Origin of the sequence: Pseudomonas sp. NFX71 (genome assembly GCF_048079215.1) — a bacterium.
GTDB lineage: Bacteria > Pseudomonadota > Gammaproteobacteria > Pseudomonadales > Pseudomonadaceae > Aquipseudomonas > Aquipseudomonas fluorescens_B.
The window spans coordinates 5,507,458-5,531,695 of sequence record NZ_CP182230.1 but is presented as its reverse complement, the minus strand read 5'-3'; the positions used below and the strand labels follow the sequence as shown (position 1 = coordinate 5,531,695).

At 57.3% G+C, this 24,238-nt stretch carries 26 protein-coding genes; 13 read left to right on the top strand and 13 right to left on the bottom strand.

Translation table 11 applies throughout. The annotated features are described in order from the left end of the window. Window positions 1–181: 181 nt before the first annotated feature. The 3 genes from ACM1ZW_RS25795 to ACM1ZW_RS25785 form a co-directional block, all read right to left on the bottom strand. Entirely contained in the window at window positions 182–1,483 is a 1,302-nt protein-coding gene (locus ACM1ZW_RS25795; protein ID WP_414880385.1) for an NAD(P)/FAD-dependent oxidoreductase, read from the bottom strand. After that, window positions 1,480–2,568 (bottom strand): polyamine ABC transporter substrate-binding protein, encoded by a 1,089-nt coding sequence (locus tag ACM1ZW_RS25790; protein ID WP_416739632.1) that lies wholly within the window; start codon window positions 2,566–2,568, stop codon window positions 1,480–1,482. Before ACM1ZW_RS25790 ends, ACM1ZW_RS25795 begins: the two co-directional genes overlap by 4 nt. Before the next feature lie 155 nt (window positions 2,569–2,723). Next, the gene (locus ACM1ZW_RS25785) at window positions 2,724–4,082 is read right to left on the bottom strand and encodes a glutamine synthetase family protein (protein WP_017339014.1); all 1,359 of its coding nucleotides are present in this window, start codon (window positions 4,080–4,082) and stop codon (window positions 2,724–2,726) included. Window positions 4,083–4,243: 161 nt separating this feature from the next. Between ACM1ZW_RS25785 and ACM1ZW_RS25780 the strand changes: the two genes are divergently transcribed. Together ACM1ZW_RS25780 and ACM1ZW_RS25775 are read left to right on the top strand one after the other, a co-directional pair. Then, window positions 4,244–5,155, top strand: coding sequence for a helix-turn-helix domain-containing protein (locus ACM1ZW_RS25780; RefSeq protein WP_414880386.1), 912 nt, complete (start codon window positions 4,244–4,246; stop codon window positions 5,153–5,155). A 63-nt stretch (window positions 5,156–5,218) separates the two neighbouring features. Beyond that, entirely contained in the window at window positions 5,219–5,671 is a 453-nt protein-coding gene (locus tag ACM1ZW_RS25775; RefSeq protein WP_031318953.1) for a YMGG-like glycine zipper-containing protein, read from the top strand. On the opposite strand, the gene ACM1ZW_RS25770 is transcribed toward ACM1ZW_RS25775, so the two are convergent. Genes ACM1ZW_RS25770 through ACM1ZW_RS25760 form a run of 3 tightly spaced genes read right to left on the bottom strand, consistent with a single transcriptional unit; the run spans window position 5,656 to window position 9,314 of the window. Further along, window positions 5,656–6,681, bottom strand: a complete 1,026-nt coding sequence (locus tag ACM1ZW_RS25770; protein WP_416739631.1) for a DUF2955 domain-containing protein — start codon at window positions 6,679–6,681, stop codon at window positions 5,656–5,658. The genes ACM1ZW_RS25775 and ACM1ZW_RS25770 overlap by 16 nt on opposite strands. After that, window positions 6,671–7,795, bottom strand: coding sequence for an HlyD family secretion protein (locus tag ACM1ZW_RS25765; RefSeq protein WP_416739630.1), 1,125 nt, complete (start codon window positions 7,793–7,795; stop codon window positions 6,671–6,673). Before ACM1ZW_RS25765 ends, ACM1ZW_RS25770 begins: the two co-directional genes overlap by 11 nt. After that, on the bottom strand, window positions 7,788–9,314 hold the full coding sequence (locus ACM1ZW_RS25760) for an efflux transporter outer membrane subunit (protein WP_416739629.1): 1,527 nt from the start codon (window positions 9,312–9,314) through the stop codon (window positions 7,788–7,790). Before ACM1ZW_RS25760 ends, ACM1ZW_RS25765 begins: the two co-directional genes overlap by 8 nt. Here ACM1ZW_RS25760 and ACM1ZW_RS25755 point away from each other — a divergent pair. Next, on the top strand, window positions 9,296–9,523 hold the full coding sequence (locus tag ACM1ZW_RS25755) for a hypothetical protein (RefSeq protein WP_416739628.1): 228 nt from the start codon (window positions 9,296–9,298) through the stop codon (window positions 9,521–9,523). The genes ACM1ZW_RS25760 and ACM1ZW_RS25755 overlap by 19 nt on opposite strands. A 198-nt stretch (window positions 9,524–9,721) precedes the next feature. On the opposite strand, the gene ACM1ZW_RS25750 is transcribed toward ACM1ZW_RS25755, so the two are convergent. After that, a complete protein-coding gene (locus ACM1ZW_RS25750; protein WP_416739627.1) occupies window positions 9,722–10,591 on the bottom strand; it encodes an NmrA family NAD(P)-binding protein in 870 nt (289 codons plus the stop codon). A gap of 114 nt (window positions 10,592–10,705) precedes the next feature. On the opposite strand from ACM1ZW_RS25750, the gene ACM1ZW_RS25745 reads away from it, so the two are divergent. Further along, window positions 10,706–11,626 (top strand): LysR family transcriptional regulator, encoded by a 921-nt coding sequence (locus ACM1ZW_RS25745; protein WP_031318951.1) that lies wholly within the window; start codon window positions 10,706–10,708, stop codon window positions 11,624–11,626. 89 nt (window positions 11,627–11,715) lie between these two features. Here ACM1ZW_RS25745 and ACM1ZW_RS25740 read toward each other — a convergent pair whose 3' ends face one another. From ACM1ZW_RS25740 to ACM1ZW_RS25715, 6 genes are all read right to left on the bottom strand, one after another. Beyond that, the gene (locus ACM1ZW_RS25740) at window positions 11,716–12,255 is read right to left on the bottom strand and encodes a cytochrome P460 family protein (protein ID WP_416739626.1); all 540 of its coding nucleotides are present in this window, start codon (window positions 12,253–12,255) and stop codon (window positions 11,716–11,718) included. Window positions 12,256–12,390: 135 nt separating this feature from the next. Then, window positions 12,391–13,167 carry an alpha/beta fold hydrolase gene (locus ACM1ZW_RS25735; protein WP_414880502.1) on the bottom strand — a complete coding sequence of 259 codons (777 nt, stop codon included), beginning with the start codon at window positions 13,165–13,167 and terminating at the stop codon, window positions 12,391–12,393. A gap of 468 nt (window positions 13,168–13,635) precedes the next feature. Beyond that, complete coding sequence (locus ACM1ZW_RS25730; protein ID WP_017339003.1) at window positions 13,636–13,884, bottom strand: DUF2790 domain-containing protein; 249 nt, start codon at window positions 13,882–13,884, stop codon at window positions 13,636–13,638. Between the two features lie 86 nt (window positions 13,885–13,970). Beyond that, a complete protein-coding gene (gene cynS, locus ACM1ZW_RS25725; RefSeq protein WP_416739625.1) occupies window positions 13,971–14,438 on the bottom strand; it encodes a cyanase in 468 nt (155 codons plus the stop codon). Window positions 14,439–14,911: 473 nt separating this feature from the next. Then, entirely contained in the window at window positions 14,912–15,562 is a 651-nt protein-coding gene (locus ACM1ZW_RS25720) for a response regulator transcription factor (RefSeq protein ID WP_017339001.1), read from the bottom strand. A 317-nt stretch (window positions 15,563–15,879) separates the two neighbouring features. Next, window positions 15,880–16,776, bottom strand: a complete 897-nt coding sequence (locus ACM1ZW_RS25715; protein WP_031318950.1) for an AraC family transcriptional regulator — start codon at window positions 16,774–16,776, stop codon at window positions 15,880–15,882. 111 nt (window positions 16,777–16,887) lie between these two features. Between ACM1ZW_RS25715 and ACM1ZW_RS25710 the strand changes: the two genes are divergently transcribed. The 9 genes from ACM1ZW_RS25710 (at window position 16,888) to ACM1ZW_RS25670 (ending at window position 24,190) form a co-directional block, all read left to right on the top strand. Next, window positions 16,888–17,229, top strand: a complete 342-nt coding sequence (locus ACM1ZW_RS25710; RefSeq protein WP_017338998.1) for a carboxymuconolactone decarboxylase family protein — start codon at window positions 16,888–16,890, stop codon at window positions 17,227–17,229. Between the two features lie 173 nt (window positions 17,230–17,402). After that, window positions 17,403–17,978 (top strand): reactive chlorine resistance membrane protein RclC, encoded by a 576-nt coding sequence (gene rclC / locus ACM1ZW_RS25705; RefSeq protein WP_017338996.1) that lies wholly within the window; start codon window positions 17,403–17,405, stop codon window positions 17,976–17,978. Further along, a complete protein-coding gene (locus tag ACM1ZW_RS25700; RefSeq protein ID WP_416739624.1) occupies window positions 17,975–18,232 on the top strand; it encodes a DUF2790 domain-containing protein in 258 nt (85 codons plus the stop codon). The genes rclC and ACM1ZW_RS25700 overlap by 4 nt, the downstream gene beginning before the upstream one ends. A gap of 293 nt (window positions 18,233–18,525) precedes the next feature. Further along, the gene (locus ACM1ZW_RS25695) at window positions 18,526–18,759 is read left to right on the top strand and encodes a hypothetical protein (RefSeq protein WP_416739623.1); all 234 of its coding nucleotides are present in this window, start codon (window positions 18,526–18,528) and stop codon (window positions 18,757–18,759) included. Window positions 18,760–18,805: 46 nt separating this feature from the next. Continuing rightward, window positions 18,806–20,167: a glutathione-disulfide reductase gene (gene gorA / locus ACM1ZW_RS25690; RefSeq protein ID WP_416739622.1), complete on the top strand. Its 1,362-nt coding sequence runs from the start codon at window positions 18,806–18,808 to the stop codon at window positions 20,165–20,167. 332 nt (window positions 20,168–20,499) lie between these two features. Beyond that, window positions 20,500–21,417 carry a transcriptional regulator CynR gene (cynR, locus tag ACM1ZW_RS25685; protein ID WP_416739621.1) on the top strand — a complete coding sequence of 306 codons (918 nt, stop codon included), beginning with the start codon at window positions 20,500–20,502 and terminating at the stop codon, window positions 21,415–21,417. A gap of 107 nt (window positions 21,418–21,524) precedes the next feature. Beyond that, window positions 21,525–22,154 (top strand): glutathione S-transferase family protein, encoded by a 630-nt coding sequence (locus tag ACM1ZW_RS25680; protein WP_017338991.1) that lies wholly within the window; start codon window positions 21,525–21,527, stop codon window positions 22,152–22,154. 204 nt (window positions 22,155–22,358) lie between these two features. After that, window positions 22,359–23,279 (top strand): LysR substrate-binding domain-containing protein, encoded by a 921-nt coding sequence (locus ACM1ZW_RS25675; protein ID WP_416739620.1) that lies wholly within the window; start codon window positions 22,359–22,361, stop codon window positions 23,277–23,279. Next, window positions 23,279–24,190 (top strand): LysR family transcriptional regulator, encoded by a 912-nt coding sequence (locus ACM1ZW_RS25670; protein ID WP_017338989.1) that lies wholly within the window; start codon window positions 23,279–23,281, stop codon window positions 24,188–24,190. Before ACM1ZW_RS25675 ends, ACM1ZW_RS25670 begins: the two co-directional genes overlap by 1 nt. Window positions 24,191–24,238: the final 48 nt, after the last annotated feature.

The following is a 24,238-nucleotide window of genomic DNA, read 5'->3' as shown; positions in this document are numbered from 1 at the left end:
GGCGAGTCAACGGAGGGCGAAGATCGACATTTGTGGCGAGGGGATTTATCCCCGTTCGGCGGCGAAGCCGTCGCTAAACCTGCTTCCGGGGGTTACCTGAAAGAATGCAGGGGGCCGTTTCGCGACCCAACGGGGATAAATACCCTCGCCACAGGTTTTGTGTGAGGTCTGTGCTCCGGTTTCAGCCGAGGATTTCACGCAGCCGATACCAGAACATACCGAGAGCCAGCAACGGCGAACGCAGCATCGGGCCACCGGGAAAGGTCATGTGCGGCACGGCGCTGAACACGTCGAAGCCTTGGCTGTGCCCGGCATGAATCACTTCGCCCAGCAGTTTTGCGCACCAGTGAGTCACGTTCAGCCCGTGGCCGGAGTAACCCTGGGCATAAAACACGTTCGGGTGCTGGCGCAAGCGCCCGACCTGCGGAAAGCGGTTGGCCGTGATGCCAATCTTGCCGCCCCACTGATAATCAATGCGCACATCGGCCAGTTGCGGGAACACCTTGAGCATTTGCGGGCGCATGTAAGCGGCGATGTCTGCAGGATCGCGACCGGAATAATGACAGGCACCGCCGAACAGCAAGCGCCGGTCCGCCGAGAGCCGGTAGTAATCCAGGCCGACTTTCTGGTCGCACAGCGCCAGGTTCTGCGGGATCAATTGCGCGGCAACCTCAGGCGCCAATGGTTCTGTGGCGATGATGTAGCTGCCCGCCGGCAGCACCTTGCCGCTGAGTTTCGGTTCCAGTTCGTCCAGATGCGCATTGCACGCCAGCACCAGACTGCCGGCACGCACCGTGCCGCCGGCACAACGAACCTGCACCGTGCTGCCATGGATCAGTTCCAGCACCGGGCTCTGCTCGAAGATCTGCACCCCGAGCGATTGCGCCAGCCGCGCTTCGCCCAGCACCAGGTTCAGCGGGTGCAAGTGCCCCGAGCCCATGTCGACCAGGCCACCGGCATACACGCCCGAATTGACCACTTGTTCTCGGATCTGCTCCGGCCCGACCAGCCGGGTTTCATGGGCGTAACCCGACTCGGCCAGGCTTTCCCGTTCAGCCTTGAACGCCGTGAATTGCGCCTGGGTGTTCGCCAGTTCGCAAAAACCCCAGCGCAGGTCGCAATCAATATTGTGCTCACGGATGCGCTTGCCCACGAGTTCCACCGATTCGATCCCGGCGCGCTCAAGGTAGCGAACGCCTTCGTGACCGACATGCTTGGTGAATCCACTGACGTCATGCCCGATGCCGCGAATCAGCTGCCCCCCGTTGCGCCCGCTGGCGCCCCAGCCGATCCGTCGGGCCTCCAGCAGAATCACCGAGAGCCCACGCTGCGCCAGTTCGATGGCGGTGTTGACCCCGGTAAACCCGCCGCCGATCACGCAGACATCAGCCACAAGGTCTTTGGTCAAGGCGGGGAACGGCGCCAGCGCATTGGCCGACGCGGCGTAATAGGAGCGCGCATGTTCGTTGCTGTACGGGTTCATTTGTTGGACTTCACTTTGCTCCAGGAACGGGTCATCAAACGCATGATGGTCTGGGGCGGGGTGGTCGAGATGTAGAGTTTGTCGAGCACGGTCTGAGGTGGGTAAACCTCGGGATTGTTGACCAGTTCAGCGTCCATGTACTGCTTGGCGGCAGGGTTCGGGTTGGCGTAACCGACCGAGGCGCTGACGTTGGCGATGACTTGCGGGTCCAGCAGGTAATTGATGAAGGCGTGAGCCTCTTTCGGGTTGCTGGCATCGGCGGGAATCGCCAGCAAATCGAACCACAGATTGCTGCCTTCCTTGGGGATCGCGTAAGCGATGTTCACGCCGTTCTTGGCCTCCTTGGCGCGGTTGGCGGCCTGGAACACATCACCCGAGTAACCGAAGGCCACGCAGATGTCGCCGTTGGCCAGGTCCGACACGTACTTGGACGAGTGGAAGTAGGTGATGTAAGGGCGGATGCTCAGCAGCTTGGCTTCGGCTTTCTTGAAGTCTTCCGGGTTCTCGCTGCGTGGGTCCATGCCCATGTAGTTGAGGATGGCGGGGAACACTTCGTCCGCCGAGTCCATCATCGACACGCCGCACTGACTGAGTTTCTTGATGTTTTCCGGCTCGAACAATACGGCCCAGGAGTCGATGTGATCGATGCCCAGCACTTGTTTGACCTTGTCGACGTTGTAACCGATGCCGTTGGTGCCCCACAGATACGGCACGGAGTGTTCGTTGCCCGGGTCGTTCTTCTCCAGCAGTGCCAGCAGTTTCGGGTCGAGGTTCTTGAAGTTCGGCAACTGCGCGCGATCCAGTTTGAGGAACGCGCCGGCCTTAACCTGGCGGGCGAGGAAGTGGTTGGACGGCACCACCACGTCATACCCGGTACGGCCGGCGAGCAGTTTGCCCTCAAGGGTTTCGTTGGAATCGAAGACATCGTAGATCACCTTGATCCCGGTTTTCGCCTGGAAGTCGGCGAGGGTGGTTTCGCCGATGTAATCGGTCCAGTTGTAGACGCTGACGGTCGGCTGGGCCTGTGCAACGGAGCTGACCAGCATGGCCAGCGCGACCGGGACCACGGATTTCAATAGACGCATATCGACACCTCTTGGAATTATTGGGTTATTCAGGTGTTTCGCTATTCCTGTGGGAGCCAGCCTGCTGGCGATAGCGGTGGGCCAATCGATACAGAGGTTGGCTGTGCCGACGCCATCGCGAGCAGGCTCACTCCCACAGGGGATGTGTGTAGGGCTCAGACGCTGAGCAACAAAAACTCCCGCTCCCACGAACTGATCACCCGCTTGAAGTTCTCGTGCTCCGCGCGCTTGACCGCGACATAACCGCGGACAAACTTGTCACCCAGATAGCGCCCGATGGTTTCGCATTCTTCCATCTGCGTCAGCGCGTCTTCGATGGTGATCGGCAAACGCAGGTTGCGTCGCTCATAGGCCCGGCCCTGCACCGCAGCGCTTGGCTCGATGCGCTCGACCATGCCGAGGTAGCCGCACAACAGGCTGGCAGCGATGGCCAGGTACGGGTTGGCATCCGCGCCCGGCAAGCGGTTTTCCACGCGCATCGCCTCGGGGCTGGAGGTCGGCACACGCAGGCCCACGGTGCGGTTCTCCTCGCCCCATTCGACGTTCACCGGTGCGGAGGTGTCGGGCAGGAAGCGGCGGAACGAGTTCACGTTGGGCGCAAACATCGGCAGTACTTTGGGGATGTATTTCTGCAGGCCGCCAATGTAGTGCAGGAACAGCTCGCTCATCTGCCCGTCGGCATTGGCGAAGATCGGCTGGCCGGTGGCGATGTCCACCACACTCTGGTGGATGTGCATGGCGCTGCCCGGCTCATCGCCGATCGGCTTGGCCATGAACGTCGCCGCGACGTTGTGCTTGAGAGCCGCTTCGCGCATGGTGCGTTTGAACACGGTGATCTGGTCGGCCAGGTCCAGCGCGTCGCCGTGACGGAAGTTGATTTCCATCTGTGCCGGGCCGTCTTCGTGGATCAGCGTGTCGAGGTCCAGACCCTGCAATTCGCACCAGTCGTAGACGTCTTCAAACAGTGGGTCGAATTCGTTGGCCGCGTCGATGGAAAACGACTGGCGACCGCTTTCCGCCCGGCCCGAACGGCCCAGCGGGGCCTTGAGCGGCAGGTCCGGGTCTTCGCAACGCTGGGTCAGGTAGAACTCCATTTCCGGCGCGACAATCGGTTTCCAGCCCTTATCGGTGTAAAGCTGCAGGACTTTCTTCAGCACGTTGCGCGGCGACAGTTCGATCGGGTTGCCAAATTTGTCGAAGGTGTCATGGATCACGATCGCGGTAGGCTCGATGGCCCATGGGATCACGTAGACCGCGTCTGAAACGGGCTTGCACACCATGTCGATGTCGGCCGGGTCGAGCAGGTCGTAGTAGATGTCGTCGTCGACAAAGTCCCCGGTTACCGTTTGCAACAGCACACTTTCCGGCAGGCGCATGCCTCGCTCATGCAGGAACTTGTTGGTGGGTGCAATCTTGCCGCGTGCAATGCCGGTCAGGTCACTGACGACACACTCGACTTCGGTAATCTTGTGATCTTTCAGCCATGTGAGCAGCTGATCGAAAGGGACATTCATAAAGACCTCGTTATTGGTTTTATTAACGCCGGGGAGGGTGGTTTCATCCGCCACACACTTCCCCTGGGACGCGTTGACGACTATCTTGGGCGAGCCTTGACGTTCCATCTATCCACTTTCAGCAGCACCAAAACGCACCAAACGAGTGCGTAAGGTCACCCATGACAACGTGCAATCCATTACAGGTCCAAGCGTTCAACACCGCCGATGTCGCCGAGCAAATCCGCGCCACGCCGGGATGGGTCCAGCATTACCAGCAGATGTCGCCGGGGCATTTTGCCGGGCGGGTGCGGTATCTGGACCTGCAAGGCGTAGAGATCTACGAGGAACACATGAACACTCGGGTCGAACAGAATTTCAGCGCGCCCGAGGGTTCACTGGCGTTCTGTTTCGATCGCAGCGACAACGCGCTGTACGTGTTGAATGAAGAAAGCCGCAACATCTGGATCACGCCGGAGAACTATCAGGAAATTGCCGTGGTGTTCGGGCCTGAGTTCGTTCAACGGCACGGGCTGAATGTCGCCAGGCTCGAAGGGCTGTTCATGGCACCGTTGAACTCGGAGCAGAACGCGCTGTTCAGTCGCTGGTTGAGCGGAACCTTGACCCGTCTGGCGCAGACCCTCGATCCGCCGAGCAAAGAGGCGTTGACCCAGCAGTTGCTGGAAGACTGTCTGTACATCCTCGACAACGCCTGTGTCTGCCTGGACCGCGGCGGTTTGCAGCGTCGCGCCGAAGAGCGGGCGGTGATGAAGCGTATCGGCGAATGGGCGGCCGATTCCCCGGAAGAAACCTTGAATTTGCTGGAACTGTCCCAGGTCGCCGGGGTGTCGCTGCGTCAGTTGCAGCACGCCTTCAAGGCGTACACCGGCATGACGCCGACCCATTGGCTGCGCCTGCGCCGCCTCAACAGCGCTCACCGCGAACTGCTCAGTCGCTCGCCCACGGAAACCACTGTGGCCGAAGTGGCGATGCAATGGTCGTTCTGGCATTTGGGTCGGTTTTCCAGCAGTTATCGCGCGCTGTTCAAAGAGCTGCCGAGTGAAACGCTCAAGCGTGCTGGCCGTCAGTCATAAGTCGGGGGAGGGCGCGCGGGGGTGATCTACACTCTGGAGGCTGAGGACACCTCGGAGGTCATCATGAACAGCTTGTCTTCCCTTGGTCTGTGTGTCGCGCTGTCGATTGCCGCCACGCAGGCGTGGGCCGAAACGGTGGTCCCGTTGAAGGGCCAGACGTCGCAACAAACCCAACTGGACATCGAGGCCTGCCACAACATCGCCGCGGGTCAGACTTCGACGCCGCCGCCTGCATCCGGTGGCCGCCTGAAAGGAGCGGCTGTCGGTGCCGCTGCCGGCGCCACTGGAGCTCAGGTTCGCGGTCGCCAGCACGATGAGTTTTATGACCGTGTGGATGACGATGTGAAGCAGGATTATCGGCAGAACCGGGCCAAAGAGACGGCGGCCGCCGGTGCGGTGGTGGGGGGATCGCGTCAACGCCAGGAACGCCGGGCGCAACAGAAAACCGCCGCTTCCACCAGTTCGACGGCCTACACCAGTTGCCTGCAAGGAAAGGGGTATCAGGTTAATCCCTGAACGCGTTTTGGCGGTCGCTGATCCAGCAGATAAACCATCAGGCACGCATACAACGTCACTAGCATGAACAGTCCCATGCGCACGGCAAATGCCGTGTAGACGTCTTTGCCCGCAAGGCTGTCCTGCACCGACTGACCGAGCAGGATAATCATCGTGATCAGGCTGTTGAGCCAGAACCCCGGGCTCAGCCGGGTCGGGCTCAGGGCGTACAACTTGCGCGCCAGGATCAGACCGAACAGCAGCATCCACAGGAAAAACATCCACAGGTGCACAAACAGGCTCAGCGCACTCCAGAACAACACCGCCAGCACGCCGGCCAGCAGGGTCGAACCGACGAGTTCGCGACCGGCATTTCGGGCCGTGGTGGAACTCTGCTGGCCCAGGCCGACTGCCTTCAGAATGATCGGCAGGTAGCTCGCCGGATCGATCATTGCCAGCAAAAACGCTGGCAACACGATCAGGGTTGCACGCAGCGCAACCCGGCTGACTTCTTCCTCCGGTAACAGCGGCGCAGGGGGTGGCGACGGCGCGTTGGGCGGGTCGGGAAACAGCCAGTGACTCACCGCCACCACCAAAACGGCGAGGAGTAATCCTTTGACCAGGGCGCCAATAACCATCGCCGCGAGGTCGAACTCGGCGACACCGGCTGAAGAAATCATGGTCAGGCCGATCACCAGGAACGTGACGATCAGGTTGTTGCCGCCGCGCAATCCAAAACGAAAAACCAGGAACAGACAGACGCCGACCAGCAGCACGCCACTGACCGGGTAATAACGCAGAACCGGTATCAACAACAGGCCGACTCCGGTGGTCAACATTGCAACGACGGCCAGAACAATTCCGGCCTTGAACGGCAAAGGCCGGTTGACGGTGGCGAGGAGCAACAACGCAAGCACCGGCGCGATAAAGGGAATCGGCAAGCCCAAACCGAAACTCCCGGCGAGACACAACGCAGTGCCCGTGGCCAGGCGCAGTGCGCGTTGAGCCCTGGGTGTGCGTTTAGTAGGCATAGGACAGCCAGCTCATCAGACCAAAAAATAGACGACCGAGCGGGTTCAATGGATTGCCTTGGGTAGGAAAGGCCATGACTTCAGCCTGGCCGCCGGCACGCATCGCACGGCTGTCGCGCAGCCGCGCTTTGGATTCCTCGGAAAACTCAATGATCACGGGGAAGCGCTGGGCTGGACGCAGCCAGTCGCGGCTGTTCTGTACATTGGGCAAGGTACCGGGTGCCGGCGTCTGACCGACACTGACGCCGTAACCGACGCTGCGCACGCGCCCGTCGAACACTTCGCCCGGCAGCGCATCCAGAACAATCGCCACCGGCGTATCGACCCTGACCCGACCGAGGTTGTTCTCGGTCATGTCAGCACTGATCCACACATCGTGGATGGCGATCAGGGTCATCACCGGACTGCCGACGGCGGCGAACTGCCCGGCATCGGTGCGCAGGTCGGTGATCAAGCCTGCCGACCCTGCGCGAATCTGCGTGTTGGCCAGGTCCAGTTCGGCTTTCGACAACGCCGTCGCGGCACTGCGCAGCAGAGCGTTATCTTCCTCACTGCCACCTTCCTGCTCACGCGCACGCTGGACTTCGGCACGGGCCGCGGCGACCTGGCTGACGGCTTGTTCGCGATTGGCCCGAGACACTTCGAGAAGCCGTACGGAAATGGTTCCGGGGTCATCGCGATACAGCCCCTCAAGGCGCTGATTGTCTTGGCGCGCCTTGAGTTCGTTGGCCTGGGCGGCGCGCAGATTGGCTTGTGCCGAGGCAATGCCGGCGGTGCTGGCGCCGATTTGTCGGCGTGTCGATTCGAGGTCTGCGCGTGCGCGGTCGACGGCGATCTGATACGGCTGGGGATCCACCTCGAACAGAACGTCTCCGGCCTTGACGTCCTGATTGTTGCGCACGTTGACGCGATTGACCCGGCCGGCCACTTCAGCCGCCACCGGAATGACAAAGGCGCCTACCCGGGCCTGTTGGGTGTAAGGCGTGAACCGGTCCGCCGACAAATACCAGGCCAGGCTCAGGACGATGACCAGCAACACCCATTTGATGCCTTTCTTCGCCGGATCGGCGGGCGGCTCGGGTGCCTTGGGGGAGGGCGGTGCGGCTTCACTCATGGTCTTTTACCTTGTTGGCTTGTGCAGCTGAAGGCTCATCCAGCAGATCGCCCCAGTCCGTACGTTGCTCCATTTGCCGGCGGGTCGCCGCATCGATTTTCGGCAGCGCGCTATACCAGCCACCGCCCAGGGCTTTGTACAGGGCAATCACATTGCTCACGGCATTGCTGCGGCTGACCAGGTAATTGTCCTGTTGCTCCAGCAAGGCGCGTTGCGCATCCAGCACCCGTTGGAAGTCCGAATAACCTTCACGATATTGCGCGTTGGCCAGCACCAGCGAGCGCTTGGCGGAGACTTCCGCCTCACGCAGGATACGTTCGCGCTCCAGGGATTTGATCAATCCGCTGGCGGCGTCATCGGCCTCACGCGCCGCCTGGCGAACCTTGTCGCGGTAGGCTTCGATCAACTGCTGCAACCGCGCATCCTGGATACGCACGTTGTTGCTGATCTGGCCATGGTCGAAGAGGTTCCAGCGCAGGCTGGGGCCGCCGATGAAGTCCAGGCTTCTGGAGGTGCCGTTCAGCGTGTCGGCCGACCAGACGATGCTGCCGAGCAAAGTCAACGACGGGTAGAACTCGGTTTCGGCCACACCGATCAGCGCCGACTGGGCTGCGACGTTGAGTTCGGCCGCGCGCACATCAGGTCGGCGCAGCAGGAGGTTGGCGGGCACATCCTGCAGCACTGCGCGGTCTACCAGCGGGATCAGTCCTTCATTCTCAAGCAACTGTGACAGTGCACCGGGTGGCTGACCGACCAGCACAGCCAGCGCATTGCGGATACGCAGCACCTGGTCTTCAAAGTTGGGAATGGTGCTCAGGGTGCCCAGGTACTGAGTCTTGGCCTGTTGCAGGTCGAGCTCGGCTTGCTGGCCGCTGTTGAACAGCTTTTCGGTGATCTCGAAATTACGCTTTTGTTGTTTGGCGTTTTCCTTCGCCACACGCAAACGCGCCTCGGTGGTGCGCAACGAAAAGTAGGTGTCCGCCACTTGGGCACGCAGCAGGACGAGCACGTCTTCGTAGTTGGCCTGTGCGGCGAAGTAACCGGCATCGGCGGATTCGATGGCACGGCTGAAGCGACCCCAGAAATCCAGCTCCCAGCCAATGTCGAACCCGGCGCTGTGTTGCCAGAAATGACTGTCCTGCGGATTGCTTCCGCCGGATTGCCTGCGGTTGAAGTACAGACTGTCGACGCTGGCTTGCTGCAATTGCGGGTAGCGCCCGCTTTGAGCGATGCCCAGTTGGGCACGGGCCTCCATCACTCGTAGACCGGCGATTTTCAGATCCGAATTTTGGGCGTCCGCCTCGGCGATCAAACGATCGAGCACCGGATCGCCGAAGACTTGCCACCACTGCCGCAGATCAGGATGCAGGTTGCGCTGGCTGGATTGCTCAAGAGCAGGGGAGCTCCAGTGGTCAATCCAGGCTGGCTTCGGTGACTGAAAATCCGGCCCGAGGCGCACGCAACCACTCAAGCCCAGTACACCCAGCAGGAGCAGTTGGCTTGATCGCGTCAAATGCATGCACGTTTTCCGGTCCATTAAGTTCACAAGAGCATAGACGCCCTGATGATCAGCCGACTGCTAAGCTTTCACGCGGCATCACATTCAATATGACTCGTCAAAAAGGAACGGCAGCCATGAATGCACCGCATGCCGCTGGATGGCGCTTCAGACTGGGCATCGCGATCATAGATCTGATGCTCGGCTCATGGCTGATGGCTCATGGCTGATGGTGCCCATCGTGGCGGCAGCGGCAGCAGGCAAAAGCCCTGTGCGGAGTTTCCCGAGCATTCGGCATTGATTGAACAACTGACAATAGAATGAGGGCTGGGGGGAGTATTGTGGGTTGAGACGGCAGTTCACCCGCCTCAACACGCAGCCTCCCACCAAGACGCTATGCAGCATGGGAAGGAACGAAGAACAAATAGTTAGAGAGAGAAAGCGACCCGTAGCATACCCTCAAGGTCTTTCGGCTTGCGTCCCAACAGTTTTTCAAGCGTATGACTGCTCTGGTCGAAAGCGCCTTTATCAATGGCGTTACCCCAGCCGCTGAGGAATTTCGCGACCGAGGTTGGCCAGCCTTCAGCCTCCCGAGCGGCGATGAATGCTTGAGTGGAAATGGGTTGGTAATCAATCGGCTTCCCCGTCAGTCGAGCCAACCCGTTAGCGATGTCCTGGAATGACCACGTCTGTCCCGCATTCAGCAGGCAAGTGCGGTTTTCATACCCCGTTTCGGTTAACAGTGCGGCACCGGCCTCTGCCAGCTCGGCAAAAGTGGCGAAGCTGGCTCGACCTTGACCTGCTGGGGCACTGAAGTCTTCTTTTGCCGCATCGGCGCCGGTGAGGAAGGGCAAATCGTCGGCGTATAGGGGATGTTGAACAATCGTGTACGTGAGGCCCGACCTCTTGAGCAATCGTTCGGTAGCGATATCGCTTTCAGTCACGCCTTCAATAGGAGCCAGCTCATCGTTGACCCGTTGAATACTGGTGTAAACCACATGGCGAACACCGGCCCGGCCGGCAGCAACGATCACGTTTTTATGCTGGGCAAGACGATCACTGAAGGCTACGGCTGACACCATGTAGATTTTTTCGACGCCTTCGAATGCCGCCACCAACGAATCGTAATCGGTGTAATCCCCGTAGCGCACTTCTATACCCAGTGCAGCCAGGGGCGCGGCTTTTTCAATATCACGTGCCATTGCCACAACATCGGATGCCGGGATTTTTTGTACCAGTGAATGCAAGACAGCATTGCCCAATCTGCCTGTCGCGCCAGTAACGAGAAATTTTGCCATGATGCTTTGCTTCCAATCTTGATAACCAGGAGGAAGCCCATCATGACCAAAGCATAAAAGATAAATTAGTCTTCAATAGGTAGAATCAGCTTCAACCAAAAGTTGGAGATGATCGTGGAAACTCTAGGTAATCTAGAATCCTTCGCCCGTGCCGCGGAAGCCAGCAGCTTTTCCGAAGCCGCACGGCGCATGGGCATTTCCGCAGCCGCTGTCAGTAAGAATGTGGCGCGCCTTGAAGCCAATCTGGGTACGCGCTTGTTCCACCGCAGCACGCGAAGTATCACCCTCACCGAAGCGGGAGAGTTGTTTTACCAACAGGTCGCAGAAGGCCTGGAAACCCTCCAGGGGGCCATCAATCAGATAAGCGAAGCCAGAGAAGTCCCCGCAGGACGATTGCGGGTCAATTTGTCACCATCTTTGGCTTACGATTATGTATTGCCATTGCTCAAGACCTTCATGCAGCGTTACCCCGCGGTGGTGCCAGATTGGCATTTAGAAATACGACGCGTGGATTTGATAGGTGAAGGGTTTGATGTCGCTATCGGTGGCGGCATGGAATTGTCACCTGGCGTTGTGGCACGAGAACTCGCCAAACTTCATCTCGTGGCTGTCGCTGCTCCGTCATGGCTGGAAGGCAAGCCGCTGCCCACTACGCCCAGCGAGTTGCAGGGGGTTGATGGCATCGTAATGCGTTCGACCAACTCAGGGCGTTTGCTGAACTGGACGCTTCGTGATGCTGGGGAAGGGCGGTTCGACCTCAATCTCAAACCCGCAGCCATCATGAACGACCCGGAGGCGCTATGCAGCTGTGCTGTGATGGGGCTAGGTGTCGCACTGCTGCCCTTGGATCGCGCCTGGCCTCGCTTGCAACGCGGTGAGCTGATTCGATTATTGCCAGATTGGTATGTCGATCTGGGCGTGGTTTCGGTTTACTACTCTTCCAAAAAATCTTTGCCGGCCAAAACACGGGTGTTCGTCGATTTTCTGTTGGAGCATTTTCGAGAATCGCTCTGCCAACACTTCCGTGCCGATTGACGCCTACGGCGATTGAGCCAGCATAACTGAAGCAATACTCGCATCGGTGGGCACCCGTCCAGTGACGGTTGTTCACCAGCGACGGCCAGTTATTCGGAATACTTTGTGAATATCAGGTCCGTCGCAGTGGGCAATTTCGTATGGCAAGCGAAGCAGCCATTGACGATCTTTTCACTGGGATTGGGCTTGCCGTTTTCAAACTGCCCGTAACCCCATCCGCCTGTATTGGCGTAACGCTTAGAGTCTTTGACTTCGATCTGGACGTTCGTGGGCTCGCCCGCGATGAAAGATTGGTCCCGACCAAACACAGCGTTGTTTTGCGCGGAGGATTCATATTGATAAGCGAGTCGAGCGATGACAGTGCCATCTGGAAATGGCCGTGTCCCATCCCTGAACGCTTTCATGGCGACATCATTTCCCAGAATGACACGGATGTCAGGTTTATCACCTTCTTCATGAGCAATGCTGACAAATTGCCAGTTCCGGTAGCCCGGTGGGAGTGTCACCCCAAACACTGGCGACCCCTCTGCGGCCGTACCGGGGGTTGAATCAGCGTTTGCAACAATAGAGAAAGCTAGCCCGCAAAGAATACTGGGGGTCGCGGTCAGAACGAGCAATTTGGAAGTCATCACAAATTCTCCAACGATGAGTGTACGCAGTTTCGTCGACGACCTTGTCGAAGGTCTGCAAGTGCATCCGGCCTTTCGGCCAGATGCTGATTGAACGAGTGCCACGACCGTTCCATTGACGGTTGCAGGCAATCGTCATTTGGCAGTGGCAGCCGCTTCAATCAGGCTGGCAACGACCTTCGGATTGGACACCATCACGACATGGGACGCGCCTTTGACCGCGACGGTCTGTCTGGCATGCGCTCGTTCAGCCATGAACGCCTGGGCTTGCGCGGGGATGTTCTTGTCCTTGTCACCGTAAACGAACCATGAAGGAATGGTTTTCCACGCTGGCTCGCTCGACTTTTCGTTGAGCGCCTCTGCGGTCACAGGGCGTTGGGTCGCAGCCATGACCTTGGCGTCGGCGTTCGACACATCCGCGGCGAACTGATCGTGAAACTTGTCCTGTTGGATGTAGAGGTCTTTACCACCGTCGGCCAATTCAACCGGTGGCGCCAAGGTTGGGCCAAGTGTGTTGCCTGGGAAGCGACCCGCCAGGTCTGCGGTGGACTCACCTGCCTCGGGCGCAATAGCAGCGACGTAAACCAAGGCTTTGACGTTGGCATTTCCATAGGCAGCTTCGCTGATGACCGGACCGCCATAAGAGTGCCCGACCAAGACGATTGGAGTCTTGATGCTCGCTAACACATCCGCGACAGACTGTGCGTCACCCTTGAGCGAGCGAAGAGGGTTGGAGGCCGCGATTACCGGATATCCATCCTTTTCCAGAATTCTTACCACACCGTTCCAACTGCTGGAGTCGGCGAAGGCTCCGTGCACCAACACAACGGTTGGTTTGATCGGAGCGGCCAATGCAGCGGTCGAACTGATCATTGTTGCTGCGAGCGCAAGCCCTGCAAATAACTGTTTCATCGAATGTTCCTGTGTATAGAAGATTGACGCAGTCAGGTAAATTTGAAACGGGTGCAGAACTGTCTGCGCCTTCATGGGGAGGGCGTTGGCGCAACGTCTATGGAGCGTTTCAGACACTTTTTTGCGCCATCCAGAAGTCCACGGATCTTCGAGCACAGACAGCTATACCTGTAACGAATCGATCGACTGCGCGGATCATGGTCTGCTTCTATCAATTGCGTGAGAACGACCAAAAAGAACAATCTAATATTTCACTGGGTGAAACAGCCGAAGTTTAAGCGCTGAAAGGCTATTGCCCTCTTACTGGCCTGGCGCTTTCGCCAGAGTGATCTTTTCTTGTATCACGCAGCAACGCGGGTATGGCGAGCAGGTAATGCGCAGGTCGTTGGGTGTGCTAGCAGTGACTTTTCAAAAAAACGCCAATGAGGTGTTTTTTATTTTCATTATCCTCGCGTTCCTATGGTTACCTCAATTCGTGCATCCGGTGCCAATGACGCGGTATTCCAGGATGTGTACTTCACCGTCAGAGTCGTTGTATGTCATCCGCACTGGTGTGGGTCCGCAGACATCAGCTGCCAGTGAGGTTTTGACCACGTTAGCAATGTCTAGATGCATTCCATATTTATATATGTCAACTGTTGGATCTGCGTTGGCTTCTTGTGTGTATGTCGATAATGAGGCCGTAACGGACAAGACGAAAAACAGGAATTTAGTCATGAAAGTGATCTCCGGTTTAATGGATGTGAGCTCGTTGAGAGGGCTTTAATTGGCCCGCACGTCGGCCTGTTGTGCCTGTTATACCGTCAGAAAGGACGTAGCGGCAGGGACTTGCCGTCAAGGGTAATCACTGCACGGTGGCCACCCTCTGGATCTTCAACTTTCTGCATATTCAGCTTGAAGTTGATTGCGCTGAAAATGCCGTCGCCGAACTGCTCGTGAACCAGCGCTTTCAGCGTCGTTCCGTAGATCTGGATCATCTCGTAGAAACGGTAAATGGTTGGATCACTAGGGACCCCTGACAAACTTCCACGCAGTGGAATGATTTGCAGTAAAGCCACGCTCTCGGAGTTCAGGCCCAGTTTTTGGCCGATGATTCTGGCTGCGTCAGCTGGCAGCGGTTGCTGACCCAAGAGGGCTGCAGTAACGTAAGCCAGGCCCAGCCCGGTACCGTTTGACAGGTCCTGCCATGACAGGTTTCTGCTGGCTTTGGCTTGCAGGATTTCGGTCGTCAATGCAATGCTGACTTCGTTATAAACGTGTGACTGTGTCATGGCGTTTCTCCAGTCGAGATTATGTAACGGATGATATTGATTAGTGTTGTTTTAGAAATCGGTAATCATTGTCAAAACTGTTGGTAGTGTCTGAGCCTCCATTCAAGTTCGCCGAATTGATCTGTATGCATTGGGACTGATTGCTTTTGTCACTGGTGTCTGCTCGTTCGGTGTTTTCGTTTGCTTGAACACAGGATAGGACTGTCGCAGCCGATAAGCACTTCGACATAAGGTCGAATTTTTTAGCGCGTGAGTGGTAGCGGCTAATACTTGAGTATTAATGGCGGACGGCGAGATTTTGATTTTTTAATTGTGCTGGACAATTTGTCGGCGTTCAGCTGGGCGAGATTTGTGAGTATGAGTGGGAGTAATAAGAGAGGGGACGGACGGTGGGGCAGGTGCATAGAGGCATTTGCCTGACACTCCAAGAGCGTATTGCTTCCAAGTACACAGTACTTACGCCTTAAATTGATTCAGTGCTTACCTCCTATCCCTAGCGATTCAGCCATTCGTACCAGATCAGCAAACGACTTCGCCTTCATTTTTTTCATCGCGTTCCCGCGGTGAATTTTGACAGTGACTTCACTGATACAGATCTCGCCGGCGATCTGTTTATTCATCAGACCCTTCACGGCATAAGCCATGACTTCGCGTTCCCGGGCAGTCAGTGACTGGTAACAGGCATGCAAACCAGCGTCCTCCTTGGCCAGTTCACGGCGCTTTGTATCTGTCCTTAGTGCAGCCGATACCGCGTCCAGGAGGTCCTGGTCGCGAAACGGTTTGACCAGGAAGTCCAGGGCGCCAGCCTTCATCGCTTTAACAGACATCGCGATGTCGCCATGCCCGGAAATGAAGATGATGGGCAACTTATTCGCCGACTCAAGCAACTCTCGCTGGACATCCAGGCCACTGGACCCTTGTAGGCGAACATCCAGCACCAGGCAGCACGGTGTTTGAGGGTCGGGGCGGCGAATGAATTCGGCCGCGGAGGCGAACGTCTCGACCCGCACATCCATCGAGCGGAAAAGACTGCTCAATGCGATGCGCACGGACTCATCATCATCAACAACGAAGACTATTGGTCCGTTATCCAGAGGCGAATCAGAGAGGGAATCTCGACTCACATGTGCTCCTCCCAGGTAGGTAACGACAAGTGGAAAGCGGCGGTGTCTCCTCGCTCAGAACCTCCCTATGGTCAAAGGCTCGAGCACAAGGCGGGAAGCCTTGCTGTGGCATCTGTGATTGACTGCAAGTCATTGATGAGCAAATGGCTGATCACCTGGCGCCATTGGATGCGGCCTCCCTACGACTTCGACACCAGCGCAATCATATCTAAGGTCTAGCACAATCCTGTTGCCAGGGCGGCGCGAACAGGCATACGGCCGGGGGAGGTTTCCTTGAAGATCGTGACCGCCGTGTCGCCGATGGACCTGCCGTAGAATTAAATCCCGCGACGCAGTTTGCCTGGCGCCTCGCCGTAAAACTCCTTGAATTTCTTGCTGAAGGCCGATTGCGATTGGTACCCGACCTGTACGGCAATATCGCTCAGCCCCAGATGGGAATGGCTCAGCAGGTTGAACGCCATTTCCATACGGACCTGAGTCAACAGCACCCAGGGTGACGCGCCAGCCACACGTGCAAATGCGCGCAGGAACGTTGCGCGGGACATGCTCGCCATTTCCGCCAGCCCTTCAACGGTCCACTCGAATGCAGGGTCGGCCAGCATCGCCTGCCAGGCGCGTCCGAGGCGTTTGTCGCTGAGCAAGGCCAATGAGCCAGTGGTCTGGCCATCGCTTGCCAGGTGCGCTCGCAGGATTAAGGTGAACAGCGCCTGGGATAGCGCGTCGAGCATGAATCTGGAGCAGACCTGGTCGCCGTCCGCTTCGCCACGCAGCATCTCCACCAGCGCAAGTAGCTGCCCACTGGCGGTGGGCGGGATGACCAGATACTCGGGCAGCGCAGCGAAGAGCAGTGACGTGCGATTGAAGTGAAACCCGCCACAGAGCATGTCGAAATCGCGACTGGCCCCGCCAATACGATGCATCGGCACGACACCACCTTCGCTAACGTACGGCACGGTCGGCGCTACGGTTTTGCCTGTGCTGTGCATGACATGCGGCACGCCCCGTGGAAGCAGCAAAATGTCCCCGGTCTTCATGGAAACACGCTCGCCATCTGGAAAATATACCTGGCACTCTCCGGCCAACACGATGTGATAGGGCGCCTTGCCCAAGGCTTCCTGCTCATGCTCGCGAGCCCAATCCCCCTCGAACTGGCAGCGCAAATCCAGGCTGCCGCGCACGTTGGCCAAGCTGATGAGTTTATCGATTGAATTCATTTTGAGTCTTTCGCAATAAAAGCTGAGCCGATCGAACAAACCTGAATCGCGCCACTGGAGAAAACTGAGTGTGTCGAAACAGTACACTCAACCTGCTCAGGAATTTACGCTATGTTCAATAATTGGTCCGAATTATTGCCCACTATCCAGAAAGCCTTCGGCGCACTGGGCAAGAGCAACCCCAAGATGGTCAAAGCCTACATGGCACTCGGTGAAGCCGCTGCCGAAAACGATGTGCTTGATGTCAAGACACGCGAGTTGATCTCGATCGCCGTCGCTGTCACTACTCGTTGCGATGGTTGTATCGCCGCACATACGAACTCAGCGATCAAGGCAGGCGCGAGCCGCGAAGAGGTGGCTGCGACCCTGGCCACGGCTATCTCGATGAACGCGGGCGCTGCTTACATCTATTCGCTACGCACGCTCGAAGCGTTTGATGCGCTGAAAAACTAGCCTGACATCGCGTCCAAGCAGCCTCGGTACTACAAAGTGCCGAGGTTTTTTTACGTCATTGAAACGTGAAGGTCACGTTGAGACGATCAAGCAACAACTTGAGCATGACGAACAAAAGCACTGGTCTCAAAACCAGCAGACTGACTCCACATTCAATGTTCTGGAGAAGTCCCATGCTCACCTCATTTACAACCTGGTTACGGTTCCTCAGCAAAGTGGACACCTTTGGCGCTTCGCTCATGCGACTGGCAATCGGCATCGTTTTCCTGTGGATCGGCGCGCTCAAATTCGTCCCATATGAGGCCGATAGCATCACACCGTTTGTGGCCAACAGTCCCTTCATGTCGTTCTTCTACGAACACCCCCAAGAGTACAAGGCTCACCTGACACATGAAGGTGAACTGAACGTGGAGAAGCGCGCATGGCAGACAGGCAACAACACTTACGGATTCTCGACGGGGTTGGGCATTGTCGAACTCCTGATTGGCTTGTTGGTGCTGTCCAACCCGATCTCACGTCGCACCGGCTTGCTCGGTGGTGCGCTGGCCTTCGGTACGCCGCTGGTGACTTTGAGCTTTCTGATCACTACGCCCGAAGCCTGGGTGGGGGCTCTGGGCGATGCTCAACACGGTTTTCCCTATCTGTCCGGTGGCGGTCGCCTGGTGCTCAAAGACGTATTGATGCTGGCCGGCTCTCTTGCCGTGATGGCCGATTCCGCTCGCAATTTGCTGCGGGAAAGTCACGCATGAACCGCTTATTGGAGAACTTTTCCAAACCGGTGATTGCTCTGACGTTAGCCATTGTTTCCAGCAGCATCGTGGCAGCACCGGCTGAGGAGGTTGCACGGACCGGAATGCCCCTTGATATCGTCAAAACAATCAGCATCACCGATGTCAGTAATGCCTGCGGAATCGTCCCCGTGGTACTGACGTATGACGATTCCCAGGGCCAGCGTCACACCGTGACGTATCAAGTCTGGGGATCGGCGTGCAGCGGCGGCTAAGCGACCCTGACAACACGCGATAAGCCCCCGTGTCTTTCCAGCGACCTCATAGTCGGATGGTCGCTGGAAAGAGGGATTAGCGTGGAATTTGTGACTGTCAATGACCTCGCATAAGACGCTGACGGCAGCCTGATCAGTATGTTCAGAACAACGCCTCGCAGGATTGTTTCACTCAGCACAATTAAGTCATGACATCCCTGCTGGTTCTCTAATTGCCCATACATGGTGAGACTGAACGCAGAAGCAATTGACCCAATTCGGGTGAATGCAGTGTCCATCCAGGGAGTCCCCACATGATTGATGTCGCTCATTCCTGCGACGGTAACCCTTGGCTGGATACTCCGGTCATGGTCGTTACCGAATACGAAGGCGGCTTTTTGCTGCCCCAATTGATGGGAGCGCTGGCTAGCGAATACATCGCGGCTCCTGTCACGTATAGATCCGGCACGCGTCAGAACCAGGCTTCGGTCCTGGAACGGTGCGTCTCGATGTTGCGTGCATTGAAACTTCGTTTTTCTCCCCTTTAACGATATTTGGCAGCACATGTGTTGTGCGACCTTGCAGAGAATTGAGATGACCTACGACTTTGATTTGTTTGTGATTGGCGCTGGTTCCGGCGGTGTCCGTGCAGCGCGTTTTGCCGCGGGATTCGGCGCGAAAGTGGCAGTTGCCGAGAGTCGTTACCTCGGTGGTACATGCGTTAATGTCGGCTGTGTGCCGAAGAAACTCCTGGTCTACGGATCGCATTTTGCCGACGACTTCGATCAGGCCGAGGGCTTTGGCTGGACGGCCGGCAAGGCGCAATTCGACTGGCAAAAATTGATTTCCAACAAGAACCGAGAGATCGAACGACTCAATGGTATTTATCGCAAACTGCTGATCAACAGCGGCGTAACGTTACTCGAAGGCCATGCACGACTGACCGACGCGCATCATGTGGAAATCAATGGACAGCGTTTCAGCGCCGAACGCATTTTGATTGCAACTGGCGGCTGGCCACACATTCCGGAAATTCCAGGTCGCGAGCATGCCATCACTTCGAATGAAGCCTTCTTTCTGGAGCAACTGCCCAAGCGAGTACTGGTGGTGGGCGGCGGTTACATCGCCGTCGAATTCGCCGGCATCTTCAATGGCCTTGGTGCCGACACCAGCCTTCTGTATCGCGGTGATCTGTTCCTGCGTGGGTTTGATAAGGCGGTTCGCACGCACCTGGTGCAGGAGCTGACCAAGCGCGGACTGCAATTGGCATTCAACACCGATATCGTCCGGATCGATAAACAGCCTGACGGTAGTCTATTGGCGACACTCAACGACGGTCGTCAACTGGAGACGGACAGCATTTTCTACGCCACTGGCCGGCGGCCGATGCTCGACAATCTGGGCCTGGAAAATACCCGCGTCGAACTCAATGAGAAGGGTTACATAGACGTCAATGACAACTTTGAAACTCGCGAACCATCGATCCTGGCGTTGGGTGATGTGATTGGACGGGTGCAACTGACCCCTGTTGCAACGGCGGAAGGCATGGCGGTCGCTCGTCGATTGTTCAAACCTGAAGAATATCGTCCAGTAGATTACCGCCACATTCCCACTGCTGTGTTCAGCCAGCCCAACATCGGAACCGTTGGGCTGACTGAGGAACAGGCGCTGGAGAATGGCCAGAATGTGATCGTTTTCGAAAGCCGATTCAAGCCGATGAAACTGACCCTCACGGACTCGTCCGAGCAGACGTTGATGAAGCTGGTGGTGGATGCCGTTACTGATCGGGTCTTGGGCGCGCACATGGTGGGGCCCGACGCCGGAGACATCATCCAGGGGCTGGCCATCGCGTTGAAAGCGGGTGCGACCAAGCGTCTGTTCGATGAAACCATCGGTGTACACCCGACCTCGGCAGAAGAATTTGTGACCCTGCGTACACCTGTCTCTGGCAGATGACAGCAGACGGCCAATTCATATTTTTTTCACGGCATGTGCTTACTTGTCGATGACGCCGGACGCAACGACGGAACGTCACCCTCAAAAAGCTTGGACCTGAGATTCAAAATCCCTCTATGACGTTTTTACACATCCTCGATAGAGGTTGTGTAAAAGCGCTTTTGTACGACTGGTGTCCAGTTTGCTGTTCGCGTCGCACATCAATTCGCCGGAATAACCTTTGGCATTCCTGGTGTTGCCGGGGTATGAGCAATGTCCTGGTGGTTGCTCGATAGCGTCCAGGACCGATATACAATGCAACGCATAAGCACGGCCTATAGAGGGGGAATCCCATGCTGCTACGACACTTGCGCTATTTGTTGGCTGTCGCCGATAACGCCGGCTTCACCCGCGCCGCCGAGGCGCTGCATGTTTCCCAGCCGACCTTGTCGCAACAGATCCGACAGTTGGAAGAGACCCTTGGCGTTGTGCTGTTCGACCGGACCTCGCGCACGGTAAAACCTACCGATGCGGGGCAGGCTTACATCGAATGTGCACGTCGCGTATTGGTTGAGTTGGAAGCTGGCAAGCGCGCGTTGCACGATGTGAAGGATCTGTCCCGCGGTACCCTGCGCCTGGCCATGACACCGACGTTCATGGCGTACCTGGTAGGACCGTTGATGCGCGACTACATGGCTCTCTATCCAAATATCCACCTGGAGATCTTTGAACTCTCCATGGCCGATATCGAAACCGGCCTGGCGGATGACTCACTGGATATCGCCATTGCGTTTGATGAGGTGAGAAACCCGGACATCGAAACGATCCCGGCTTTTATAGAAACCCTGGGGCTGGTGGTGGGGCGGGATCATCCGTTATACGACTGCAAGAAACCGTTGACCGCCGAGCAGGTCGCTCAACTGGACTTTGCGTTGCTGACGCCCGACTTCGCCACCCGCATCTGTATTGACGAGTACTTCGCCAAGACGCAGATCACACCCAAGGTGGTGATCGAGGTCAATTCGGTAAATACCTTGCTGGAAGTCATGCGGCACACGGCGGTCGCCACTATTCTTCCGGAGCCTATCGCTACCCAGGACCGAGCCCTGCGCAGGATCGCGCTGCTGGACAAGGGGCCACGGCGCGGAGCCGCGCTGTTACGGCGTAAAAACAACTATCACAGCGCGGCGTCAGTGGCCTTTATGGACTTGATGCTGGGAGTGTCGGGAGGGGCAGCAGGGTCGGAAAAAAATGATTATTACATGCAATGAAATGCTGGATTGTAATTGCTGGTCATTCCGCTGTTTACGAGAGGAGGGGAAGATAACTCCATCGACGCGATCACCGGGTCGAAGTCTAACAACTATCGGAGCACGTCATGTCTCAGCAAGCGATCAAACTCTATCGTCACCCTTTGTCTGGCCACTCTCATCGGGTCGAACTGATGCTGTCCCTGCTGGGACTGCCAACCGAACTGGTTTTCGTGGATCTGATGAAGGGCGCGCACAAAGCGCCTGATTTCCTGGCGCTCAACCGCTTCGGCCAAGTGCCGGTGATCGATGACAACGGCACCGTCCTGGCAGATTCCAACGCCATCGTGGTTTACCTCGCCGCCAAATATGGCAAGGGCCAATGGCTGCCAACCGATCCTTTAGAGCAAGCCAAGGTTCAACGCTGGTTGTCGGTGGCCGCCGGTCAAATCAGTTCGGGTCCTGCCGCCGCACGATTGATCACGGTGTTTGGTGCCGGTCTTGACGCTGAAGATACGATCAAACGCTCTCATTCCCTGCTTAAGGTCATGGAAGAAGAGTTGGGTCAGAGCACATTCCTGGCCGGCGACAAGCCGACCGTCGCCGATGTTGCTGCCTACACTTACGTGTCCCACGCGCCGGAAGGTAACGTGGCGCTGACTGACTACCCGAATGTCCGTGCCTGGTTGAGCAGCATCGAAGGTTTGCCGAACTTCGTTGGCATGCAACGTACTGCTGTAGGCTTGCAAGAGGCTTGACTCGATTCTGAAGGAGCTTGCCGGGAAAATAATTCCGGCCAGCTCCTTTTCATTTGTTTCGCGGTTTTCCCAGGACGCTTTACGTAAATGCAGCCAGCCCGACGGCGCGTGCGAAAGTCGCTGTAGCCGACGATACTGGCAATCAGGTCTTACCGCGCAAGCGGCCAGATACCTCGCTGTCCTCTCATCAAGACAGGGGCGACTATGGATCGTTTTCAAGAAATGCAGATATTCATGGCCGTGGCCGAGGAAGAAGGCTTTGCCGCCGCCGCCCGGCTGTTGAATATCTCTCCCCCCAGCGTGACCCGTGCCATTGCCGCGATGGAGGAGCGAATCGGCACACAGCTCCTTTCTCGAACCACTCGCAGCCTGCATCTTACCGAAGCGGGTCAACGCTATCTCGAGGATTGTCGGCGTATCCTCAGTGATATCGACGAGGCGGAGGAGGCGGCTGCCGGGAGTTACTCGATACCGTGCGGGCATTTGACCGTGACCGCGTCGGTGCTGTTTGGCGAGTTGTACATCGCGCCGCTACTGGCCGACTACGTGGACCAGTTTCCTTCGGTGCACCTCAATGCCTTGCTGGTGGATCGTGTCGTGAACATGACGGACGAGGGTATCGATGTGGCCATACGCATCGGCCACTTGCATGAGACTAATCAGCACGCCATCAAAGTTGGCGAAGTACGTCAGGTGATCTGCGGTACTCCCGATTATTTCGAACGCAACGGCAGGCCGCGTCATCCCGGTGAACTCAGTAACGCCAACATCGTCATGTCTTCGGCCAGCCATTTGCTGAGCGACTGGCAATTCGTCAACGACGGCAACGCCCTGAGCTTTCGATTCGAACCGCGATTGGTGGTCACCGCCAATCAGGCCGCGATCAATATCGCCAGCCTGGGCTGGGGTGTCACGCGGGTGTTGTCCTATCAGGTGGCCAACCAGGTGGCGGCTGGCGAACTGGAACTGGTGCTGGAGGACTTCGAACCACCGGCGCTGCCCATTCAAGTGGTCTACCTCAAGAGCACCCGAATTCCGGCAAAGGTTCGTACCTTCGTGGATTTTCTCGCGGATCGACTCGGCAAGGACTCGGCGCTCAAGGCTGTGGTGAAGGGTTCCAACTGATGGATCGCTACCATGAAATGCTGATGTTCGAAGCGTTATCGGAGCGTCCCAGTCTCGCTGCTGCGGCCCGTCGTCTGGATGTGTCCGGACCTACGGTCGTTCGCGCCATTGCACGGCTGGAGGAACGTCTTGGCGTGCCTCTGTTGATTCGAAGCACCCGTGGGGTGTCGCTGACCGAGGCCGGCGCCGGTTTCATGGTCGATTGTTCACGCATTCTCAGGGCCATCGAAGACGCAGAGGCTTCGGCCAAGGGCTTGCATGTACAGGCCCAAGGCAATCTCACGGTGCTGATGCCTTTGCTGTTCAGCCGTTATGTCATGACCTCGATTCTGACGGACTACATGAGCCTGTACCCGGAGGTAAAAGTCTTTGCGCAATACCATGATCGTTTTCCGAACATGAATGAAGAAGGCATCGATGTGGCGGTGCTGGTCGGCCATCTACCCAGTTCGTCATTGATCGCACGACAGGTGGGCTACGTACGCTCGATGGTATGCAGCAGCCCGGCTTATCTGGCTACTCACGGGGAGCCCAGCGAACCCGAGGAACTGCAAAATCATCGACTGGTCGCCACCCATGCTTATCGAGACCGAGTCCAGTGGGACTTCCAACACGACGGTGAGATCAATCACTTGAAAGCCCGTACACGGATCAGTTGCGCGACGGTACAGGCGGCCATCGATGCAGCCGCTTATGGCGCCGGCATTACCCGTTGCCTGAGCTATCCGTTGTATGAGTATTTGAACACTGGGCGATTGCGGCGTGTGTTGCAGCCCTATGAGTTACCGGCGCTGCCGGTGCACGTGGTGTACCGCGAAGGGCGCAAGGCCTCGATGCGGGTGCGCAGTTTTGTTGACCACATCGTCGACGGCCTGCGCGAGCATCCGGCCATGCAGCCGGATGTGCTTTGAACGCTTGCAGCGCACCAACCGCGGAGGTCACTGCGAGCCATTACTTGG

Bases quoted from the DNA above. Each gene is read 5' to 3' on its own strand.
- ACM1ZW_RS25795 (WP_414880385.1), bottom strand. From the start codon at position 1,483: ATGAACCCGTACAGCAACGAACATGCGCGCTCCTATTACGCCGCGTCG.
- ACM1ZW_RS25790 (WP_416739632.1), bottom strand. From the start codon at position 2,568: ATGCGTCTATTGAAATCCGTGGTCCCGGTCGCGCTGGCCATGCTGGTC.
- ACM1ZW_RS25785 (WP_017339014.1), bottom strand. From the start codon at position 4,082: ATGAATGTCCCTTTCGATCAGCTGCTCACATGGCTGAAAGATCACAAG.
- ACM1ZW_RS25780 (WP_414880386.1), top strand. From the start codon at position 4,244: ATGACAACGTGCAATCCATTACAGGTCCAAGCGTTCAACACCGCCGAT.
- ACM1ZW_RS25775 (WP_031318953.1), top strand. From the start codon at position 5,219: ATGAACAGCTTGTCTTCCCTTGGTCTGTGTGTCGCGCTGTCGATTGCC.
- ACM1ZW_RS25770 (WP_416739631.1), bottom strand. From the start codon at position 6,681: ATGCCTACTAAACGCACACCCAGGGCTCAACGCGCACTGCGCCTGGCC.
- ACM1ZW_RS25765 (WP_416739630.1), bottom strand. From the start codon at position 7,795: ATGAGTGAAGCCGCACCGCCCTCCCCCAAGGCACCCGAGCCGCCCGCC.
- ACM1ZW_RS25760 (WP_416739629.1), bottom strand. From the start codon at position 9,314: ATGCATTTGACGCGATCAAGCCAACTGCTCCTGCTGGGTGTACTGGGC.
- ACM1ZW_RS25750 (WP_416739627.1), bottom strand. From the start codon at position 10,591: ATGGCAAAATTTCTCGTTACTGGCGCGACAGGCAGATTGGGCAATGCT.
- ACM1ZW_RS25740 (WP_416739626.1), bottom strand. From the start codon at position 12,255: ATGACTTCCAAATTGCTCGTTCTGACCGCGACCCCCAGTATTCTTTGC.
- ACM1ZW_RS25735 (WP_414880502.1), bottom strand. From the start codon at position 13,167: ATGAAACAGTTATTTGCAGGGCTTGCGCTCGCAGCAACAATGATCAGT.
- ACM1ZW_RS25730 (WP_017339003.1), bottom strand. From the start codon at position 13,884: ATGACTAAATTCCTGTTTTTCGTCTTGTCCGTTACGGCCTCATTATCG.
- cynS (WP_416739625.1), bottom strand. From the start codon at position 14,438: ATGACACAGTCACACGTTTATAACGAAGTCAGCATTGCATTGACGACC.
- ACM1ZW_RS25715 (WP_031318950.1), bottom strand. From the start codon at position 16,776: ATGAATTCAATCGATAAACTCATCAGCTTGGCCAACGTGCGCGGCAGC.
- ACM1ZW_RS25710 (WP_017338998.1), top strand. From the start codon at position 16,888: ATGTTCAATAATTGGTCCGAATTATTGCCCACTATCCAGAAAGCCTTC.
- rclC (WP_017338996.1), top strand. From the start codon at position 17,403: ATGCTCACCTCATTTACAACCTGGTTACGGTTCCTCAGCAAAGTGGAC.
- ACM1ZW_RS25700 (WP_416739624.1), top strand. From the start codon at position 17,975: ATGAACCGCTTATTGGAGAACTTTTCCAAACCGGTGATTGCTCTGACG.
- ACM1ZW_RS25695 (WP_416739623.1), top strand. From the start codon at position 18,526: ATGATTGATGTCGCTCATTCCTGCGACGGTAACCCTTGGCTGGATACT.
- gorA (WP_416739622.1), top strand. From the start codon at position 18,806: ATGACCTACGACTTTGATTTGTTTGTGATTGGCGCTGGTTCCGGCGGT.
- cynR (WP_416739621.1), top strand. From the start codon at position 20,500: ATGCTGCTACGACACTTGCGCTATTTGTTGGCTGTCGCCGATAACGCC.
- ACM1ZW_RS25680 (WP_017338991.1), top strand. From the start codon at position 21,525: ATGTCTCAGCAAGCGATCAAACTCTATCGTCACCCTTTGTCTGGCCAC.
- ACM1ZW_RS25675 (WP_416739620.1), top strand. From the start codon at position 22,359: ATGGATCGTTTTCAAGAAATGCAGATATTCATGGCCGTGGCCGAGGAA.
- ACM1ZW_RS25670 (WP_017338989.1), top strand. From the start codon at position 23,279: ATGGATCGCTACCATGAAATGCTGATGTTCGAAGCGTTATCGGAGCGT.